Below are 17,853 nucleotides of genomic sequence, written 5' to 3' on the forward strand. Positions count from 1 at the left end.
CCGATGGCGCCAGTCGCCGCGCGGCCTACAATCCGGGGCTCCCCCTTCGGAGCACATCTCATGGCCAGTCTCGACGGCAAGGTCGCCCTCATCACCGGCGCCGCCAGCGGTATCGGCAAGGCCATCGCCGAGCGCTACGCGCGTGAAGGCGCGAGCGTGGCGATCGCGGACATCAACCTGCAGGCGGCCGAGGCCACCGCGGCGCAGATCAATGCCTCGGGCGGCCGCGCGATGGGTGTGGCCATGGACGTCACCGACGAACACGCAGTAGACGCCGGTACTGATGCCGCAGTGCAGTCGTTTGGCCATCTGGACATCCTCATCTCCAACGCCGGCGTGCAGATCGTCAACCCGATCGAGAGCTTCCTCTTTGCCGACTGGAAGAAGATGCTGGCGATCCACCTCGACGGCGCTTTCCTCACCACCCGTGCGGCGCTCAGGCACATGTACAGGGACGACCGCGGCGGCATCGTGATCTACATGGGCTCGGTCCATTCGCACGAGGCCTCGGTGCTCAAGGCGCCCTACGTCACCGCCAAGCACGGCCTGCTCGGCCTGGCCCGCACGCTGGCGAAGGAGGGCGCACCGCACAACGTGCGCTCACACGTGATCTGCCCGGGCTTCGTGCGCACGCCGCTGGTGGAGAAGCAGATTCCGGAGCAGGCCAGGGAGCTGGGCATCAGCGAAGAGGACGTCATCCGCAACGTGATGCTCAAGCACACCGTCGATGGCGTGTTCACCACGCTGGATGACGTGGCGCAGGCTGCACTGTTCCTGGCCACCTTCCCGAGCGCCGCGTTGACCGGCCAGAGCGTCGTGGTCAGCCACGGCTGGCACATGCAGTAACGGGCGGGCCATGTTCCCTGTAGGAGCGCACCTGTGCGCGACCGTCATGCGCGTATCACCGGGACGCACGGCGTCGCCGGTCGCGCACAGGTGCGCTCCTACAGGGCGTGGCGATCGCTAGGGTGGGTTTCGGCCCGGCGGTTCTTGCCGCAAGGTCGCTGGTGGGCTGAAGCCCACCCTACGGTCACTCGCGGTGCACCTGGAATCCGCCGAACGACTGGCTGGTCGGCATCAGCTCGATGCGGTTGACGTTGAGGTGCGCCGGCAGGTTGGCGATCCACCACAATGTCTCGGCGATATCGCCCGCGGTGATCGGTTGGGCGCCAGCGTAAAGCTTGTCCGAGGCGGACTGGTCACCGCCGGTGCGGACCAGGGTGAACTCGGTCTCGGCCATGCCCGGTTCGACCGAGGTCACGCGCACGCCGGTGCCGTGCAGGTCCGCGCGCAGGCCCAGCGAGAACTGCGAGACGAAGGCCTTGGTGCCGCCGTACACGTTGCCGCCCGGGTAGGGGTAGGTGCTGGCGGTGGAGCTGATGTTGACGATCGCGCCGCGTCGCTCGATCAGCGTGGGCAGCAGCAGCCGGGTCAGCGTCACTAGCGCGGTGACGTTGGTGTCGATCATCTGCTTCCACTGCGCGAGGTCGGCCTGCTGCGCCGGCACGGTGCCCAGCGCCAGGCCGGCGTTGTTGACCAGCAGGTCGACACCGGCGAAATCCGCGGGCAGGCCCGCGTGTGCCGCGCGCATCGCGGCCTCGTCGCGGATGTCGAAGGCCAGCGGATGCACGTGGTCGGCGCCGTGGCGATCGACGAGCTGCTGCAGGCGTTCGATACGGCGGCCGCTGGCGACCACGCGCCAGCCGCCGGCAACGAAGCGATCGACGGTCGCGGCGCCGAAACCGGACGTGGCGCCGGTGATCCAGGCAACCTTGCCGCTCATCTTTAGCGGCCTTCCTTCAGCGCGATCGCCTTGTAGCCGGCACCGGCCAGGCGGTTCTGCACCGACTCGAGCTCGGTGGCCGAGCGATACGGCCCCAGCCGCACACGGTGGAACGTCTGGTTGCCCACCTGCACGGTCTGCACGTTGGCGACGAAACCCTGCAGTGCCAGCTTGGCCTTGAGCGCCTCGGCGTCGGCCGCATTGGGGAAAGCGCCGACCTGCAACAGGTAGCCGCTGCCGGCCGCCGGTTGCGGCACCGCCGTGGCGGGCGCGGCCTGGATGTTCTCGCTCACCGCCGCCGGCGCATTGGGATTGGCAGCCTGTTGCTGTTGCGCCGCGGCCGCGGCCTGCGCCTGCTGGGCGGCCTGCTGCTTCTGCTGCTGCTCGGCGCGCGCCTGTGCGCTGATCTGGTCGTCCGGGATGCGGACTTCCTTCTCCGAAAGCACCGAGTAGAAGTCGTACTGCGGCTTCTTCGGCGCGCTGTCGGCCGGCGCCAGGCCCTTGTCGCCGTCGCCCTGCGCGGTGGCCTGCGGATTCGGCTGCGGGCCCGAAGGTGCCATCGGCAACATGGAGTGGCGCGTGAGCGCCACCATCGCGATCACGCCGACCGCGATGCCGATGACTGCCCAGCCCCAGGCGGGGAAGCCGCCCTTGCGGTTGCGTACGGCCTGCCGGCCCTTGCCCTTGCGTGCTGCCATTACATGCTCTCCGGGGCGGAAAGGCCCAGCAGGCCCAGCCCGTTCTTCAATACTTGCCGCGTGGCCACCACCAGCGCCAGGCGCGCGTTGCGCAAGCTGGCGTCCTCGACCAGGAACTGGTGCGAGTTGTAGTAGGTGTGGAAGGCGTTGGCCAGTTCGCGCAGCCAGCCGGCGAGCAGGTGCGGCTCGAGGTTGGCGGCGGCGGCGTCGACGATCTCGGGGTATTTCGACAGTTCGGTGAGCAGGATCTGCTCGTGCTCGTTGTCCAGCCGTGCCAGCTCCGCCAGGCCTTGCTTGAGGTCGACGGCAAAACCCTTCTCGCCAGCCTGGCGCAGCACCGAGCACACCCGCGCATGGGCGTACTGGATGTAGTAGACCGGGTTGTCGTTGGATTGCGAGCGGGCCAGGTCGATGTCGAACACCAGCTGCGAATCGGCCTTGCGCGAGATCAGGAAGTAGCGCGTGGCGTCGCGGCCGGCCTCGTCGATCAGGTCGCGCAGGGTGACGTAGCTGCCGGCGCGCTTGGAGATCTTCACCTCTTCGCCGCCGCGCATCACGGTGACCATCTGGTGCAGCACGTATTCGGGCCAGCCCTTGGGAATGCCGCAGTCGAGCGCCTGCAGGCCGGCCTTCACGCGGGCGAGCGAACCGTGGTGGTCCGAGCCCAGCTCGGTGATCGCGCGGGTATAGCCGCGCTGCCACTTGGAGCGGTGGTAGGCCACGTCCGGCACGAAGTAGGTGAAGGTGCCGTCGGACTTGCGCATCACGCGGTCCTTGTCGTCACCGTAGTCGGTGGTGCGCAGCCACAGCGCGCCGCCTTCTTCGTAGGTGTGGCCGTGGGCGACAAGCTCGCGCACGGTCTCGTCGACCTTGCCGTCGGTGTAGAGCGAGGATTCGAGGAAATAGGTGTCGAAGCCGACGCCGAATGCCTTCAGATCCAGGTCCTGTTCGCGGCGCAGCGAGGCCACGGCGAACTGGCGGATGGCCTCTAGGTTTTCCGGATCCTTCGCGCCGGTGATCGTGTGACCGTCGGCCACCACCGATTCGCCGGCGAGGTAGGCTTGCGCGACGTCGGCGATGTAGTCGCCGCGGTAGCCGTCCTCCGGCCAGCCCGCGTCGCCCGGAGCGAGCCCGCGGGCGCGCGCCTGCACGGAGATCGCCAGGTTCTGGATCTGCACGCCGGCGTCGTTGTAATAGAACTCGCGCTTGATGTTCCAGCCGGTCGCTTCCAGCAGGCGCGCCAGGCAGTCGCCGATCGCCGCGGCGCGGCCGTGACCCACGTGCAGCGGGCCGGTCGGGTTGGCCGAAACGAATTCCACGCCCGCGGTGGTGCCCGCGCCGACGGTGTTGCGACCGTAGGCGTCAGCTTCGGCGAAGATGCGTCGCACTTCGGCGTGGTACGCACCCGCGCTCAGGAAGAAGTTGATAAAGCCAGGGCCGGCGATCTCGGTCCTCTCCACCAGCGGACTGGTCGCCAGCGCGGCGACCAGCTTCTCGGCCAGCTCGCGTGGCTTGGCGCGGGCCGGCTTCGCCAGCAGCATCGCGGCGTTGGTGGCGAAATCGCCGTGCTCGCGGCTGCGCGCGCGCTCCACCACGAACGGCGGGAGCTCGAGGTCGGGAGGCAGGACGGCTTGGTCCTGCAGGGTCCGGATGGCCTGCAGCAGCAGGTCGCGCAGTGCTTGTTTCACGGCGGGGAATCGTCAGGCGATGGGAACCGTCAATCCTAGCAGAGCGGCCCGCGGCCGGCCTTTCGGGCGCCTGGCGACCGACGAAGGGTTGCCGACACCCGGCGTCTGCCGGCCAGCAGGCCCCGGGGCGGGACAAGTCTGTGGATAAGTCTGTGGGGAAAGCGATGGCGCGCGGTCGTGGTGGGGGCAGGCGACGCCGCGAAAACGGCTTGTAAAGAACTCAAGCTTTTAAAAACAACAAGTTGCACGAGCTACTTAGGCTGGCCTGCAACTTCCGGCCGGCAAGCCCGATCCGGCCGCGCTGTGCATAACTGGTTTCGCATGATTTCGCGACTGTCAAGGCCCTTGGCTGTCATCGTCCTGTCATGGCCCGGTGCCACGCTGGCTCCGTACCCGCCTTCTCCCCCGGCAGGTACGCTCCCCGGCGGCGCGCCCTTCCCCGGCGCGCCGCTTTTTTGTCGGCGGTGCTACAGCAGGCCGCGCTCGGCCATCGACACCGGCGTGCCGTGGCCGATCACCAGATGGTCGAGCACGCGTACGCCGACCAGCTGCAGCGCCTCGCGCAGCTCACGGGTGATCGCGCGGTCGGCGGCGCTTGGCTCGGCCACCCCGCTCGGGTGATTGTGCGCAAAGATCACCGCGCAGGCGTTGTGCTTGAGGCAGGCACGGACCACCTCGCGCGGGTGCACGCTGGCGCCGTCGACGGTGCCGCGGAAGAGCTCCTCGAACGCCAGCACACGATGGCGGTTGTCCAGGTAGAGGCAGCCGAACACCTCGTAGGGCAGGTGGCGCAGGCGGGCGGACAGGTACTCGCCGCTGTCACGCGGGCTGCCCAGGCTGGGCAGGGCCTGCAGCTGTTCGGCCAGGCTGCGGCGGGCCAGCTCCAGCGCGGCGACGATGCGCGCGCGCTTGGCCGGGCCCAGGCCAGGCGTGGGTACCGGACCATCGGCGCGGCCGAGCAGGGCGCCCAGGCCGCCGGCTTCGGTGAGCAACTCGCGACCAAGGGCGATGGCGTCCTTGCCGGGCACGCCACTGCCCAGCAGCACGGCCAGCAGTTCGGCGTCGGAAAGGGTCGCGCTGCCATGCTGCAGCAGCTTTTCGCGCGGACGTTCGCCGCTGGGCCAGTGACGGATACTCATCCGGTCGATCGTGCCCGTCGGAGTGCGACCGGGGGCAGCAGTGGTCCTTGATGAATCCGGTAAGCTAGCGCTCCGCCCGATTGTCAGGCCCGTCCTACATGAGTCTTGCCCAACGTCGCATCCTGCTCGGCGTCTCGGCGGGTATCGCCGCCTACAAGTCCTGTGAACTGGTGCGCCGGCTGCGCGAGCAGGGCGCCGAGGTGCGCGTGGTGATGACCGAGGGGGCGACGCATTTCGTCGGCACGACCACGTTCCAGGCGCTCTCCGGCCAGCCGGTGCGGGTCTCGCTGTGGGACGAGGGTGCCGAAGCGGCGATGGGCCATATCGAGCTGGCGCGCTGGGCCGAACGGGTGCTGATCGCCCCGGCCAGCGCCGACCTCCTGGCCCGCCTGGCGCACGGCTACGCCGACGATCTGCTCTCCACGCTATGCCTGGCCAGCGCCGCGCCGCTTTATGTGGCCCCGGCGATGAACCAGCAGATGTGGGCGCATCCTGCGGTGCAGGCGAACCTCGCCACGTTGCGCTCGCGCGGGGTGGCCGTGCTGGGTCCCGCCGCCGGCGAACAGGCCTGCGGCGACATCGGCTCGGGCCGCATGCTCGAGCCGGCGGAACTGCGCGACGCGCTGGTCGCCTCCTTTGGCAACGGCGCGTTGGCCGGCCTGCACGTGGTGGTGAGCGCCGGGCCGACCTATGAAGACATCGACCCGGTGCGTTTCATCGGCAACCGCAGTTCCGGCCGCATGGGCTTTGCCGTGGCCGAGGCGGCGGCCGCCGCCGACGCGCAGGTGACGCTGGTCGCCGGTCCCGTCAGCTTGCCGACGCCTGCCGGCGTGGCGCGTCGCGTGGACGTGCGCAGCGCCGCACAGATGCGTGACGCGGTGCTGGACGCCGCCGGTTCGGCCGACATCTACATCGCCGCCGCCGCGGTGGGCGACTATCGCCCGGCCCAGGTGGCCGAGCGCAAGCTCAAGAAGCACGATGGCGCCCCGCTGGTGCTCGACCTTGCCGAGAACCCGGACATCCTCAAGGACCTGGCCGCCATGCATCCGCATCCGTTCCTGGTCGGCTTCGCTGCCGAGACGCACGACGTGGCGGCGTATGCGCAGGACAAGCTCACCCGCAAGGGCCTGGACATGATCGCCGCCAACCGCGTCGGCGCCGGCCTCGGCTTCGAGGCCGACGACAACGCGTTGAGTCTGTACTGGCCCGGCGGCGGCGAAGAGCTGCCACGCGCCTCCAAGCGTGAGCTGGCTGCGCGGCTGGTCCAATGCGTCGCGGCGCGCCACCGGGCCGCACGCGCATGATCGACGTCGAGCTGAAAATCCTGGACCCGCGCCTGGGTGAGACCATCCCGCTGCCCGAGGCAGCTACCGCCGGCAGCGCCGGCATGGACCTGCGCGCGGCGATCGAATCGCCGCTCACGCTGGCGCCCGGGCAGAGCGCGCTGGTGCCCAGCGGCATCGCCATCCACATCGGTGACCCGAACTGGTGCGCGCTGATCGTGCCGCGCTCGGGACTGGGCCACAAACACGGGCTGGTGTTGGGCAACCTGGTCGGCGTGATCGACGCCGATTACCAGGGCCCGCTGATGATTTCCTGCTGGAACCGCGCAAGCGCCGCATACACCATCGGCGTGGGCGACCGCATCGCGCAGCTGCTGCTGGTGCCGGTGGCGCAGGCGCGCCTGCGGGTGGTGGAGGAGTTCGCGCCCTCCGCACGCGGCGCCGGTGGGTTCGGCTCGACCGGCATCAAGTGAAGCCAGGCATCAACTGACGTTGCGATCGGTGGGGGCGAGATGGCAAGACACATCACGAGGGGGCGTGGCAACGGCGCGGCATGGCAGCAGCTGCTGCCGCTGGCCGGCGGCACGTTATTGCTGTTGCTGGGCCTGTTCTGTGCCTGGCAGACCTGGCTGATCGCCAGCGAAAGCGGTGAGGTAGCGCGCGTTCACGCTGCCCGTGACGAGGCGGTACGCGCGCTGGCAGCGGAGATCGCGGGCGAGCGCAAGCAGGTCGTACAGGCGGTCGCCACGCTTGATCCGGCCCTGTGGCAGGGCGATCGTGCGCAACTGGCCGATGCGCTGCGCGCGCGGTTGCCGCAGGCGCTCGACGTGGAGGTCTACAGCGGAAGCCTGGACGAGGTGCTGCACGCCAATTACCGCGAGTTCGGTTATGCCAAGGCGGCGCAATTGATGGCCGCCCAGACCGACGACAGCCTGCCCATGCAGACCGTATCGGACAACGGCCAGCGCCGGTTGAGCCTGGTACAGCCGCTGGGCCCGGTGCAGCGCCCGCAGGCGTGGGTCTGGTTAGAATTGCCGTTCACGCCGCTGCAACGCCGTTTCGAGTCCATTTCACTCGGGAGCGGTCGCATCGACTTGCGTCAGGGCGACGATCGCGGCGAACACAGCCTGCTGTCGCATGGCGCGGCATCGGCCGAGGCGGAGGACGAGGCAAAACCGGTGCCGGGCAGCGCGTTCAGCGTTCGCGCCGCGTTGCCGGCCGCCTTCATCCTGTTGCCCCGCGTCTGGCCGCTGGCCGCGTTGCTGGCGCTGCTGGGTATCGGCAGCGGCTTGTACCTGTTGTGGCTGCGTGGCCGGACGGCTCCGCGCCTGGAAACCCAACCCGAGGAGATGATGGTGTCCGATGTAGTCCCCGCCAAGCACGAGCCCGCGCCGCCGGTGGCACGCCCAGCCGCGATGCCGCCGGTACAGAGCCCGGCCGATGCCGTCGACCCGAGCATCTTCCGCGCCTACGACGTGCGCGGCGTGGTCGGCAAGACGCTCACGGCGCGGGTGGCACACCTGCTGGGCCAGTCGATCGGCACGCTCATGCGCGAGAAGGGGCTGAACGAAATCGTGGTCGGCCGTGACGGCCGCCTGTCCGGCCCGGAACTCGCTGGCGCGTTGTCCGACGGCCTGCGCGAGGCGGGTATCGACGTGATCGACGTCGGCGCGGTGCCGACGCCGGTGGTGTACTTCGCCGCCTACCGCTTCAACACCGGCAGCGGCGTGGCGGTGACCGGCAGCCACAATCCGCCGGACTACAACGGCTTCAAGATCGTGGTCGGTGGCGAGACGCTCTCCGAGGGCGCGATCCAGGATCTCTACCAGCGCATCGCCAGCGGCGCACTGGAGGCTGGCGGCCAGGGTGGCCTGCGCCACGTCGACGTGGTGCCTGACTACATCGAGCGGATCATCTCCGACGTGCAAGCCGAGCGGCGCATGAAGGTCGTGGTCGACTGCGGCAATGGCATTCCCGGTGCCCTGGCGCCCCAGGTGATCGAGGGTATCGGTTGCGACGTGGTGCCGTTGTACTGCGAGGTGGATGGCACTTTCCCGAACCATCATCCGGACCCGTCCGATCCGCACAACCTGGAAGACCTGATCCACGCGGTGCGCCAGACCGGTGCGGACCTGGGCGTGGCCTTCGACGGCGACGGCGACCGCCTCGGCGTGGTGACCAGGGAAGGGGAGATCATCTACCCCGACCGCCTGCTGATGCTGTTCGCGCGCGACGTGCTCTCGCGCCAGCCGGGCGCCACGATCATCTACGACGTCAAATGCACCGGCCACCTGAAGGGCCAGGTGCTGGAGGCCGGCGGCAGTCCGCTGATGTGGCGCACCGGCCACTCGCTGATCAAGGCCAAGATGCGCGAGACGCAGGCGGAACTGGCCGGCGAGATGAGCGGCCACTTCTTCTTCAAGGAGCGCTGGTACGGTTTCGACGACGGCATCTACGCGGGTGCGCGGCTACTGGAGATCCTCGCCGGCGACATCGAGGGACGCTCGCCGGAGGAGATCCTCGCCACCTGCCCCAAGGGCGTGTCCACGCCGGAGTTGAAGATCGAGCTCAACGAGGGCGAGCACTACCGCTTCATCGAAAAGTTCAAGGAAAAGGCCACCTTCGGCGACGCCACGCTGACCACCATCGACGGCGTGCGTGCCGACTGGCCGGACGGCTGGGGCCTGGTGCGGGCGTCCAACACCACGCCGGTGCTGGTGCTGCGTTTCGATGCGGATAACGCGGTGGCGCTCAAGCGCATCCAGCAGGCGTTCCGCGAGCAGCTGTTCCTGGTCGATCCCGGGTTGAAGCTGCCGTTCTGATGACCGGCGGTGGGCTGTGCCCAACGCTCCGGCATGGCAGGAACGCCTCTGTGCGCGACCGCGGGCTTGCGGTCGCGCCCGGGCGTGTCCCTGCATGAAACGGCCTAGTGCCGCTGCTCGTCCTGGGCCTTCTTTAGCGCGCGGTAGTGTTCCAGCTGCCGGGCGGCATCCTTCTCGGCTTTGTCGCGCCGGTCCTGCAGCCGCTCCAGCGTACCGCGCTGGCCGGATACCACGTTGCGCTGGTCGGCGATGCTGTCGACCAGGTATTTGGGCACCTTTTCCTTGCTCCGCTCCAGCTCGGCGGCGCGGCCGAGCAGGTCGGTAAGGGTCTTTTCCTGGCTGCGCAGGTTCAGGCGCGTGGTGTTGATCTGCTGGTCGATGCTCACCAGCTCTTCCTGCTGGGCCTGCTTGAGGGAGGCCTCGTCACCATAAGCGTTGAGCATTTGCAGGTCTGCGCGCCGGCGTGCATCCTCCGCGCGGCGCTGCGCGGCCTGCTCGGCGGCGACCTTGTCGGCCGCGGCGCGTTCCTCGGGGCTCAGCTGGCGCTCGACATGGCGCACCACGTAACCCTGGTCGTTGACCAGGTCGTAGCCGTACTTCATCGCTTCGGCGGTGAGGCTGTCGCTGTAGTGCGACAAGCCCTTGCCATCGCGCCAGTGGTAGCGGATGCCGGTGGCCTTCTGGGCATGGGCGGTCAGGACCGTCGTCGCCAGAATGGTGGCAACGGCGTAAACGAACTTGCGCATGGATACCCCCTCCTGTCGGGCAGTATAGCCATCGTGCGGCGACGGCCTACAGCGTGGATGAAGGGTGCCGACAGGCCTGTGACGCCCGTCGCCACTTAAGGTTATGCCGACACGCCGTAGCGATTGCGGTAATCGAGCAGGCGCGTGTGTTCGGACGCCAGCTCCGCACGCTCGCCGGCATACGCCAGCACCTCGTCCAAGCCCGTGATGGCGATCACCGGGATGCCGTGGTCGCGTGCCACTTCCTGCGCGGCGGAGAGTTCGCCCTGGCCACGCTCCTGCCGATCCAGCGCGATCAGCACGCCGGCCGGGGTGGCGCCGTGCGCACGGATCAACGCCAGCGACTCGCGCACCGCGGTGCCGGCGGTCATGACGTCGTCGACGATCAGCACGCGGCCGGTCAGCGGCGCGCCGACCAGCACGCCGCCTTCCCCGTGGTCCTTGGCTTCCTTGCGGTTGTAGGCCCATGGCAGGTCGCGTTGATGGCTCGTCGCCAGCGCAATGGCGGTGGCGGCGGCCAGCGCGATGCCCTTGTAGGCGGGGCCGAACAGCATGTCCACCGGCAACTGCGCGCGCACCAATGCTGCCGCGTAGGCCTCGCCCAGCCGCGCCAGCGCGGCGCCGGAATCAATCCGGCCGAGGTTGAAGAAATACGGGCTCTGGCGGCCGGACTTGAGGGTGAAGTCGCCGAAGCGAAGCACGTCGCGCGCGAGCGCCAGTTCGATGAAATCGCGTTGGTAGGGCTGCATGGATGGCCGGCATGGAGATTTGGGAAGCGGCGGCTATTATCCATGGGTTCCCCAGTCCTCAGAGCCCGCTTTCGCATGAGAATCGTCACGCTCAACGCCAACGGCATCCGCTCGGCCGCCACGAAAGGCGTGTTCGACTGGCTGCGCACGCAGCAGGCCGACGTGGTCTGCCTGCAGGAAACCAAGGCGCAGGAAAACCAGCTCACCGATGCGATGTTCCGCCCGGACGGTCACCACTGTTTCTATCGCGACGCGACCTGCAAGAAGGGCTACAGCGGCGTGGCGATCTATGCGCGGCGCGAGCCGGACGCGGTGCTCACCGAGCTCGGTTGGGAGCCGTTCGATTGCGAAGGGCGCTACATAGAGGCGCGTTTCGGCAACTTGTCCGTGGTTTCGTTGTACGTGCCGTCGGGCTCCTCGGGCGAGGAACGCCAGCAGTTCAAGTTCAAGGCGATGGACTTCCTCACGCCGATCTTCGATGCATGGCTCAACAGCGGCCGTGACTACGTGATCTGCGGCGACTGGAACATCGTCCACACGAAGAACGACATCAAGAACTGGACCTCGAATCAGAAGAATTCCGGCTGCCTGCCGCAGGAGCGTGCCTGGCTGGATCTGCTCCTCCACACCCGCGGCTGGGTCGACAGCTTCCGCGCGATCAAGCCCGAGGCGATCGAGTACACCTGGTGGTCCAACCGCGGGCGGGCGCGCGAGAACAACGTCGGCTGGCGCATCGACTATCAGGTCTGCACGCCAGGCTTGCGTGAGCGCATGCGCGCCTGCTCGGTCTACCGCGAGCAACGCTTCTCCGACCACGCGCCGTACACGGTCGACTATGCCGACTGAAGGCGTGGGTCAGGCGCTGCGCCGAACGTCCGTTTCGGCAATGGCGCGGTCGACCAGGCCGGTACGCATCATCCACGCGAAGAGGACGATGCCCGGTAGCGCGGCCACCGTCGTGAACAGGTAGAAATCGACGTAGCCGATCTGCACGATCAGCGCGCCGGCCGAGGTGCCGGTGATCAGTCGGCCTAGCACGGAGGCTGCGGCCGACAGCAGCGCGTACTGGGTCGCGGTAAAGGTGAGGTTGCAAAGCGCCGACAGGTAGGCCACTACTGCTACGCCACCGATGCCGCTGGCAATGTTCTCGAAGCCGATGGTGAAGGCGAGCATGGCGTTGCTGTGCCCGACCTGGGCCAGCGCGGCGAAGGACAGGTTGGATACCGCCATCAGCACCAGGCTCAGCAACACCGAACGTTTGATCCCCAGCCGCGTGTAGAGCGCGCCCCCCAGGAAAATGCCGACCAGGTAGGCGACGAAACCGTAGCCGACGTCATAGGTCGCGATCTCCTGGTTGCTGAAGGACAGATCGTCCAGCAGCAGGCGTACCGTAAGGTTGGCCAACGTGTCGCCGATCTTGTGCAGCAGCACGAACAACAGGACCAGCCACGCGCCGTTGCGCCGGAAGAACTCCGCCAGAGGCTCGACCACCGTCTCGCGCAGCGCCGCCAGCCCCTGCAAGCGTACCGGCGCGCGGTGTCGCGAAGGCTCGCCCAGCCACAGGCCGGCGATGACCGCCGGGAGCGAGAACAGGGCGCAGGCCAGATACGCGCGGGTCCACCCGGCGGGGCCGGCGAGCAGCAGCGCCAGCGCGCCGGCGCAGACCGAACCGATACGCCAGCCGTACTGCGACATACCCGAGCCGACACCGAGCTGTCGCGGCTCGAGGATCTCGATGCGATACGCGTCGATGACGATGTCGAAGGTCGCCCCGGCCACGCCGACAAGAATCGCCGCACCCGCCGTGGCCAGAAGATCGGAAGCGGGATCGGTCAGCCCCAGGAACACGACCGCCGCGGCCACCAGGGCAGCCGAGAACCAGAGCCACGAACGCCGTTGGCCGAAACGCGACAGGAACGGCAGGCGCAGCCGATCCACCAGCGGCGCCCACAGGAACTTCAGGTTGTAGACGAGGAACGCCAGCGAAAACTCGGTGACGCTACGTTTGTCGATGCCCTGCTGGGCCAGGCGCGTGGTCAGGGTCGCTCCGATCATCGCGTACGGAAAACCGGAAGAAATGCCCAGCAAAAGCGCGCCGATCGGCGCCGCTTCCAGGTACGGGTGGAGCGAGGCGACCAGCGCGCGCAGGCCTCGGGGGCGGGATGTGCTCATGGCTGCCATGCTAAGTGCGTGGTGCAGGCCAGAGGAAGCCTCCAGGTCCAGCACTTGTTTGCGCGGCGGCTCACTGGCCGGGCAAAGCGGGCTCCGCCGCGCGGCCGGAAAAAATGCCACAATGCCATTGCAAGGACCCATGAGCCGGATTGGAGGGATCGCACGTGCCGGACCTCGTCATACGCCATATCGACAGCTTGATGGCCGAGCGGATCAAGACGCTCGCGAAGGATCGCCACTGGTCCATCAACGACGTCGTACTCCATGCCCTGCGGCATGGCCTGGGCCTCAGTGCCGCCGGCCAGATTTCCAGCGAGACCATGTTCGATCCAGGCAGCCTGGTGCTGGGCGGACATTGGGACCTGACCGAGAAGGCGGTTTTCCAGGAAGCCCTGCAGGCACTGTCGCTCGCCCGCCCGACGCAGCTGGCGCCGGTCCGCGTCGCCAAGCTGAGCTAGATCGCCGCGATCATTCCCGTGGAGCCGGGTACAGCGCGCCGAGCACGCGTCGGCCGCGTGCGCCAGTGACGGCCGGCAGGTTGCCCGGCAATCCGAGTACGCGCTGGCGCGCCAGCCAGGCGAACGCTGCCGCTTCCAGGTAATCCGGATCGATTCCGTGCGTGGCGGTACTCACTACGCGGCGCGGCGCCAGCCATTCGGCCAGACGCGCCATCAGACGGGAGTTGTGCACGCCACCGCCGCATACCAGGACGTCCGTCGCGGTGGGCGCGCAGGCCTCGATCGCATCGGCCACGGTATGCGCGGTCAGCTCCAGTAACGTGGCCTGTACGTCGGCGGGCGACAGCAGCGCCACGCGTGGCTGGCGCACCAGCCACGCCAGGTGGAAGTGCTCGCGACCGGTACTCTTGGGCGGCGGTAGCGTGAAATAGGGATCGGCCAGCAAGGCTTCGAGCAAAGGCGCATCCACCACGCCGGCGGCTGCAAAGGCGCCGTCGCGGTCGAACGGCTCGCCGCGTTGCTCCAGACACCAGGCGTCCAGAAGACCGTTGGCAGGACCGGTATCGAAGCCGAGCACCTGCCCTTCCGGCCCGAGCACCGTAATGTTGGCGATCCCCCCGAGGTTCAGCACCACGCGGGAGGCGCCCGGCTGGCCCAGCAGCATGGCATGCACCGCCGGCAACAGCGGCGCGCCCTGACCGCCGGCCGCGACGTCGGCGCGACGGAAATCGGCCACCACGTCAATCCTGCAGGTTTCGGCGATGACCGTGGGATCGCCGATCTGCAGGGTGAAGGGGGCCTCGCCACCAGGGCGGTGCCGCACCGTCTGGCCGTGCGACCCGAGTGCGCGTACCGCGGACGGTGCCGTGCCGCTGGTCTGAAGCAGCGCCCGCGCGGCGTCCGCAAAGTGACGCCCGACCGCGACATCCAGGCGGCCGTAACTATCCAGGTTGAAGGCGGTGAGATCCTGCGCCAGTGCCAGTACGCGCTCACGCAGGGCATCGGGCCAGGGGTGGGTGAGGGCGGCCCGCAACTGCGGCATGCCCTGCTCGAAGGACACCAGCGCGACGTCCACGCCGTCGGCGCTGGTACCGGAGATCAGCCCCAGGTAAAGGGCCGATGCATCATCCGCGGTAATCAAGATCGATCGTCAATCGTCGTTGCGCGTGGCCGAGCGCAGCTGGGCGAGCTTGACGTTGGCATCCATCGCCTTAAGGCGCGCCAACTGCGGGCGCACGACCTGGGATTCGAACCGGGCCAGCTGCGCGGCCGGCAGCGGCTGCGGCTTGGGCAGGGTCACCGTCTGCGGATCGCGCTGCACGCCGTTGACGCGGAATTCGTAGTGCAGGTGCGGGCCGGTGGCCAGGCCGGTCATGCCCACGTAGCCGATGACCTGCCCCTGGCTGACATGCTGGCCGACGTGCTCCTTGGCGAAACGCGACATGTGGCCGTAGGCGGTGCTGATGTTCTTGTTGTGTTGCACGACCACGAAGTTGCCGTAGCCGCGCATCCAGCCCTTGAACTTGATGACGCCGTCGCCGGCGGCATGGATGGGCGTGCCGCTGGGCGCCGCGTAGTCCACGCCCTTGTGCGCACGCATGCGACCGAGGATGGGATGCATGCGGCCGGCGCTGAAACGCGAGGAAATACGGGTGAAGTCCACCGGAATGCGCAGGAAGGACTTCTGGATCGGCCGACCGTCCTCGCTGAACCAGCCGTAGCGGCCGTCGGCCTTCTTGAAGCGGTAGGCAGTGTAGCGGTGGCCCTGGTTGACGAACTCCGCGGCAACGATGTCGCCCTCGGCGAAGTAGCTGCCGTCGCGGTACACGTCGTCATAGATGACCGTGAAGCTGTCGCCGTCGCGCAGGTCCTGAACGAAGTCGATGTCGTACTTGAACAGGTCAGCCAGCTTGCCGACCATGCCCTGGCTCATGCCGGCGCGGGCCGCGGCGGCATACAGCGAGCTAGTGATGGTGCCGTGCGCCACGTGCTCACGGGTTTCCATCGCGCGGGGCTGAATGTTCAGCGAAGCGCGGTCGCCGTCGAAGCGGACCACAGCGCGGTTGGCCTCGTCCTTGTCGAAGCGGATGCCCTTGAGGCTGCCGTCACTACCCAGCAGGAAGTCGAATTCCTGGTGCGGACGGATGTTGTGGAAAGCGCCCTTGGCAGCGCCGGCCGCATCCATGACGCGCTGCAGGTCGGTCAGGGTCAGGCCCTGGTCCTGGAAGATGTCGGACAATGTCTGGCCGGGCTGCACCTGCACCACGTGCCAGTCTTCCATCGCGCGGGTGGGTGCGACGACCGGCGAAGCCTTGGGCAGGGTCAGCGGCAGCAGCGTGTGCGCCATCGGCTGCGGGTCGGGCCGCATCGCGCTTGCCCAGGCAGGCAGGAAGAATCCGGAAAGGGCCGTCAGCAGCAGCGCGGTACCGGCCAGGATCCAGCGCTCGCGATGCCATCGCAGCGGTTCGGACTCGCCCAGGCGGCTGAACGACCAGTGCGCGCAACGTTCGTAAAAATGCATGTGGCGACGCTGCGCCTTGCGGCGGATTGCCTGCTTGCGCGCCGCCCGCGCGATCCGGTCGCCCTCACCCATGTTGCTCGCCCCGCGTTACAAAGTACTCAGGCGGGGTACCTTAGCGGCCCCGTATAAAGGGCGTCAACGCCTTTCCTTTCAAGGATTTGCGCTGGTTTTCTGATTAACGCACAATTAACGCCATTTTGTGAACGGCGGCCCCTTATGGCTGTCGACCGATCGGCATTAGAGGACACTCATGAGCGAGCTCGAGCAGGCGCTGGCGACCATCGCCCGTGGCGCCGACGAAGTCATCAAGCAGGAAGAATTGGTCGAACGCCTGAAGAGCGGGCGTCCGCTTCGCATCAAGGCCGGCTTCGATCCCACGGCGCCCGATCTGCATCTGGGCCACACGGTGCTGCTGAACAAGATGCGCCAGTTCCAGGACCTGGGGCACCAGGTGATCTTCCTGATCGGCGACTTCACGGGAATGATCGGCGACCCGACCGGCAAGAATGTCACCCGCAAGCCGCTCAGCCGCGAGGATGTGCTGAAGAACGCCGAAACCTACGCCTCGCAGGTCTACAAGGTGCTCGACCGCGAGCGCACCGAGGTGCGCTTCAACTCCGAGTGGTTCGGCGAGATGTCCGCGGCCGACATGATCAAGCTCGCCGCGCAACACACCGTGGCGCGCATGCTCGAGCGCGATGATTTCGCCAAGCGTTTCACCGGCCAGCAGCCGATCGCGATTCACGAGTTCCTCTACCCGCTGGTGCAAGGCTACGACTCCGTAGCGCTGAAGGCAGACGTCGAGCTCGGCGGCACCGACCAGAAGTTCAATCTGCTGATGGGGCGCGCCCTGCAGGAGCACCACGGCCAGGCGCCGCAGGTCGTGCTGACCATGCCGCTGCTGGAGGGCCTGGACGGCGTCCACAAGATGTCCAAGTCGTTGGGCAACTACATAGGCATCGACGAGCCGGCGATCGACATCGTCACCAAGGCAATGAAGATCGACGACGCGCTGATGTGGCGCTGGTTCGAATTGCTCAGCTTCGAGGTGTCGCTCGACGAACTGGCGCGCATGAAGCGAGAGGTTGAGAGCGGTGCGCTCAACCCGCGCGACGCAAAGTTGCGGCTTGCCCGCGAGCTGGCCACGCGCTTCCACGACCCGGCGGCCTCCGAACAGGCGATCGCGGGCTGGCATGCCGTGGTGCGTGGCGAGGGCGATACCTCTTTGTTGCCCCTCAACCAGATCATCGTGCCTATCGAGGGTCTGCGTCTTCCGGCCCTGCTGACGGCCGCGGGGCTCACCGCCAGCAATTCCGAAGCGAACCGCAAGCTCAAGGAGCGCGCGGTGCGCATCGATGCCGCCGTAGTAGAGGATGCGCAGAGCGTGTTCGGTGTCGGATTCGAAGGTGTGCTGCAGGTGGGCAAGCGCAACTTCGCACGGGTGAAGCTCGTCGCAGGCTAGGCTCCAGGCCATCTTCAAAGCGCGGCACGAAAAAAAATGGCCGCGCCCGCTTGCCAAGTTGGGGCGCTCTCCCTACTATTCGCGGCCCGTCGCCCAACTCCCCTTGGCCGGCAACTCCCCCAAGCAAAATTCTTCGCAAAAGGGTGTTGACGAACTGGCAAAGGAATGTAGAATGGGCGGCTCACCCGGGACGAAACGTCTCGGCGCGAACTGAAGAAAAGTTCGCAAGTGATTGATCTTTGACAGTGTGCGCAGGTGACTTGTGTGGGCGCCTTGCGGTGGATGGATGACTGTCCAACCAATGCAAGCGTCCAACCTAAAAGTCAGATTTA

At 67.6% G+C, this 17,853-nt stretch carries 16 protein-coding genes; 7 read left to right on the forward strand and 9 right to left on the reverse strand.

The annotated features are described in order from the left end of the window. Positions 1 to 60: 60 nt before the first annotated feature. Entirely contained in the window at positions 61 to 846 is a 786-nt protein-coding gene (locus ACFWZ3_RS17015) for a 3-hydroxybutyrate dehydrogenase (RefSeq protein WP_439708865.1), read from the forward strand. Between the two features lie 184 nt (positions 847 to 1,030). Here the strand turns inward: ACFWZ3_RS17015 and ACFWZ3_RS17020 are convergent, their stop codons facing one another. The 4 genes from ACFWZ3_RS17020 to radC form a co-directional block, all read right to left on the reverse strand. Then, positions 1,031 to 1,783 (reverse strand): SDR family NAD(P)-dependent oxidoreductase, encoded by a 753-nt coding sequence (locus ACFWZ3_RS17020; RefSeq protein ID WP_439708866.1) that lies wholly within the window; start codon positions 1,781 to 1,783, stop codon positions 1,031 to 1,033. 2 nt (positions 1,784 to 1,785) lie between these two features. Further along, positions 1,786 to 2,481 carry an SPOR domain-containing protein gene (locus ACFWZ3_RS17025; protein WP_439708867.1) on the reverse strand — a complete coding sequence of 232 codons (696 nt, stop codon included), beginning with the start codon at positions 2,479 to 2,481 and terminating at the stop codon, positions 1,786 to 1,788. Next, on the reverse strand, positions 2,481 to 4,169 hold the full coding sequence (gene argS / locus ACFWZ3_RS17030; protein WP_439708868.1) for an arginine--tRNA ligase: 1,689 nt from the start codon (positions 4,167 to 4,169) through the stop codon (positions 2,481 to 2,483). Before argS ends, ACFWZ3_RS17025 begins: the two co-directional genes overlap by 1 nt. Positions 4,170 to 4,636: 467 nt before the next feature. Next, positions 4,637 to 5,308: a RadC family protein gene (radC, locus tag ACFWZ3_RS17035; RefSeq protein WP_439708869.1), complete on the reverse strand. Its 672-nt coding sequence runs from the start codon at positions 5,306 to 5,308 to the stop codon at positions 4,637 to 4,639. Positions 5,309 to 5,406: 98 nt separating this feature from the next. Here radC and coaBC point away from each other — a divergent pair, with 98 nt between their 5' ends. The 3 genes from coaBC to ACFWZ3_RS17050 are packed head-to-tail and all read left to right on the forward strand — an operon-like array spanning position 5,407 to position 9,413. Beyond that, the gene (gene coaBC, locus ACFWZ3_RS17040) at positions 5,407 to 6,612 is read left to right on the forward strand and encodes a bifunctional phosphopantothenoylcysteine decarboxylase/phosphopantothenate--cysteine ligase CoaBC (protein ID WP_439708870.1); all 1,206 of its coding nucleotides are present in this window, start codon (positions 5,407 to 5,409) and stop codon (positions 6,610 to 6,612) included. Continuing rightward, on the forward strand, positions 6,609 to 7,064 hold the full coding sequence (gene dut / locus ACFWZ3_RS17045) for a dUTP diphosphatase (RefSeq protein ID WP_439708871.1): 456 nt from the start codon (positions 6,609 to 6,611) through the stop codon (positions 7,062 to 7,064). The genes coaBC and dut overlap by 4 nt, the downstream gene beginning before the upstream one ends. Positions 7,065 to 7,103: 39 nt before the next feature. Further along, positions 7,104 to 9,413, forward strand: coding sequence for a phosphomannomutase/phosphoglucomutase (locus tag ACFWZ3_RS17050; protein WP_439708872.1), 2,310 nt, complete (start codon positions 7,104 to 7,106; stop codon positions 9,411 to 9,413). Positions 9,414 to 9,517: 104 nt separating this feature from the next. Here ACFWZ3_RS17050 and ACFWZ3_RS17055 read toward each other — a convergent pair whose 3' ends face one another. Beyond that, positions 9,518 to 10,159 carry a DUF4124 domain-containing protein gene (locus ACFWZ3_RS17055; protein WP_439708873.1) on the reverse strand — a complete coding sequence of 214 codons (642 nt, stop codon included), beginning with the start codon at positions 10,157 to 10,159 and terminating at the stop codon, positions 9,518 to 9,520. Between the two features lie 101 nt (positions 10,160 to 10,260). After that, positions 10,261 to 10,908: an orotate phosphoribosyltransferase gene (gene pyrE / locus ACFWZ3_RS17060; protein WP_439708874.1), complete on the reverse strand. Its 648-nt coding sequence runs from the start codon at positions 10,906 to 10,908 to the stop codon at positions 10,261 to 10,263. A 75-nt stretch (positions 10,909 to 10,983) separates the two neighbouring features. Here pyrE and ACFWZ3_RS17065 point away from each other — a divergent pair, with 75 nt between their 5' ends. Then, positions 10,984 to 11,754 carry an exodeoxyribonuclease III gene (locus ACFWZ3_RS17065; RefSeq protein ID WP_439708875.1) on the forward strand — a complete coding sequence of 257 codons (771 nt, stop codon included), beginning with the start codon at positions 10,984 to 10,986 and terminating at the stop codon, positions 11,752 to 11,754. A gap of 9 nt (positions 11,755 to 11,763) precedes the next feature. Here ACFWZ3_RS17065 and ACFWZ3_RS17070 read toward each other — a convergent pair whose 3' ends face one another. After that, the gene (locus ACFWZ3_RS17070) at positions 11,764 to 13,080 is read right to left on the reverse strand and encodes an AmpG family muropeptide MFS transporter (RefSeq protein WP_439708876.1); all 1,317 of its coding nucleotides are present in this window, start codon (positions 13,078 to 13,080) and stop codon (positions 11,764 to 11,766) included. Between the two features lie 164 nt (positions 13,081 to 13,244). Between ACFWZ3_RS17070 and ACFWZ3_RS17075 the strand changes: the two genes are divergently transcribed. Further along, a complete protein-coding gene (locus ACFWZ3_RS17075) occupies positions 13,245 to 13,538 on the forward strand; it encodes a hypothetical protein (RefSeq protein ID WP_209620917.1) in 294 nt (97 codons plus the stop codon). Positions 13,539 to 13,548: 10 nt separating this feature from the next. Here the strand turns inward: ACFWZ3_RS17075 and ACFWZ3_RS17080 are convergent, their stop codons facing one another. Both ACFWZ3_RS17080 and ACFWZ3_RS17085 read right to left on the reverse strand, forming a co-directional pair. Then, on the reverse strand, positions 13,549 to 14,679 hold the full coding sequence (locus ACFWZ3_RS17080) for an anhydro-N-acetylmuramic acid kinase (protein ID WP_439708877.1): 1,131 nt from the start codon (positions 14,677 to 14,679) through the stop codon (positions 13,549 to 13,551). A 9-nt stretch (positions 14,680 to 14,688) separates the two neighbouring features. Next, the gene (locus tag ACFWZ3_RS17085; protein WP_439708878.1) at positions 14,689 to 16,131 is read right to left on the reverse strand and encodes an OapA family protein; all 1,443 of its coding nucleotides are present in this window, start codon (positions 16,129 to 16,131) and stop codon (positions 14,689 to 14,691) included. 178 nt (positions 16,132 to 16,309) lie between these two features. Between ACFWZ3_RS17085 and tyrS the strand changes: the two genes are divergently transcribed. Continuing rightward, positions 16,310 to 17,521: a tyrosine--tRNA ligase gene (gene tyrS, locus ACFWZ3_RS17090; RefSeq protein ID WP_439708879.1), complete on the forward strand. Its 1,212-nt coding sequence runs from the start codon at positions 16,310 to 16,312 to the stop codon at positions 17,519 to 17,521. Positions 17,522 to 17,853: the final 332 nt, after the last annotated feature.

The sequence above is a fragment of the Frateuria sp. GZRR35 genome (assembly GCF_051900415.1).
GTDB lineage: Bacteria > Pseudomonadota > Gammaproteobacteria > Xanthomonadales > Rhodanobacteraceae > Frateuria_A.

Excerpts from the sequence above, each read along its gene's own strand:
- ACFWZ3_RS17015 (WP_439708865.1), top strand. The coding sequence starts at position 61 with ATGGCCAGTCTCGACGGCAAGGTCGCCCTCATCACCGGCGCCGCCAGC.
- pyrE (WP_439708874.1), bottom strand. The coding sequence starts at position 10,908 with ATGCAGCCCTACCAACGCGATTTCATCGAACTGGCGCTCGCGCGCGAC.
- dut (WP_439708871.1), top strand. The coding sequence starts at position 6,609 with ATGATCGACGTCGAGCTGAAAATCCTGGACCCGCGCCTGGGTGAGACC.
- ACFWZ3_RS17050 (WP_439708872.1), top strand. The coding sequence starts at position 7,104 with ATGGCAAGACACATCACGAGGGGGCGTGGCAACGGCGCGGCATGGCAG.
- ACFWZ3_RS17085 (WP_439708878.1), bottom strand. The coding sequence starts at position 16,131 with ATGGGTGAGGGCGACCGGATCGCGCGGGCGGCGCGCAAGCAGGCAATC.
- ACFWZ3_RS17025 (WP_439708867.1), bottom strand. The coding sequence starts at position 2,481 with ATGGCAGCACGCAAGGGCAAGGGCCGGCAGGCCGTACGCAACCGCAAG.
- ACFWZ3_RS17065 (WP_439708875.1), top strand. The coding sequence starts at position 10,984 with ATGAGAATCGTCACGCTCAACGCCAACGGCATCCGCTCGGCCGCCACG.
- ACFWZ3_RS17020 (WP_439708866.1), bottom strand. The coding sequence starts at position 1,783 with ATGAGCGGCAAGGTTGCCTGGATCACCGGCGCCACGTCCGGTTTCGGC.
- coaBC (WP_439708870.1), top strand. The coding sequence starts at position 5,407 with ATGAGTCTTGCCCAACGTCGCATCCTGCTCGGCGTCTCGGCGGGTATC.
- ACFWZ3_RS17070 (WP_439708876.1), bottom strand. The coding sequence starts at position 13,080 with ATGAGCACATCCCGCCCCCGAGGCCTGCGCGCGCTGGTCGCCTCGCTC.
- tyrS (WP_439708879.1), top strand. The coding sequence starts at position 16,310 with ATGAGCGAGCTCGAGCAGGCGCTGGCGACCATCGCCCGTGGCGCCGAC.
- radC (WP_439708869.1), bottom strand. The coding sequence starts at position 5,308 with ATGAGTATCCGTCACTGGCCCAGCGGCGAACGTCCGCGCGAAAAGCTG.
- ACFWZ3_RS17055 (WP_439708873.1), bottom strand. The coding sequence starts at position 10,159 with ATGCGCAAGTTCGTTTACGCCGTTGCCACCATTCTGGCGACGACGGTC.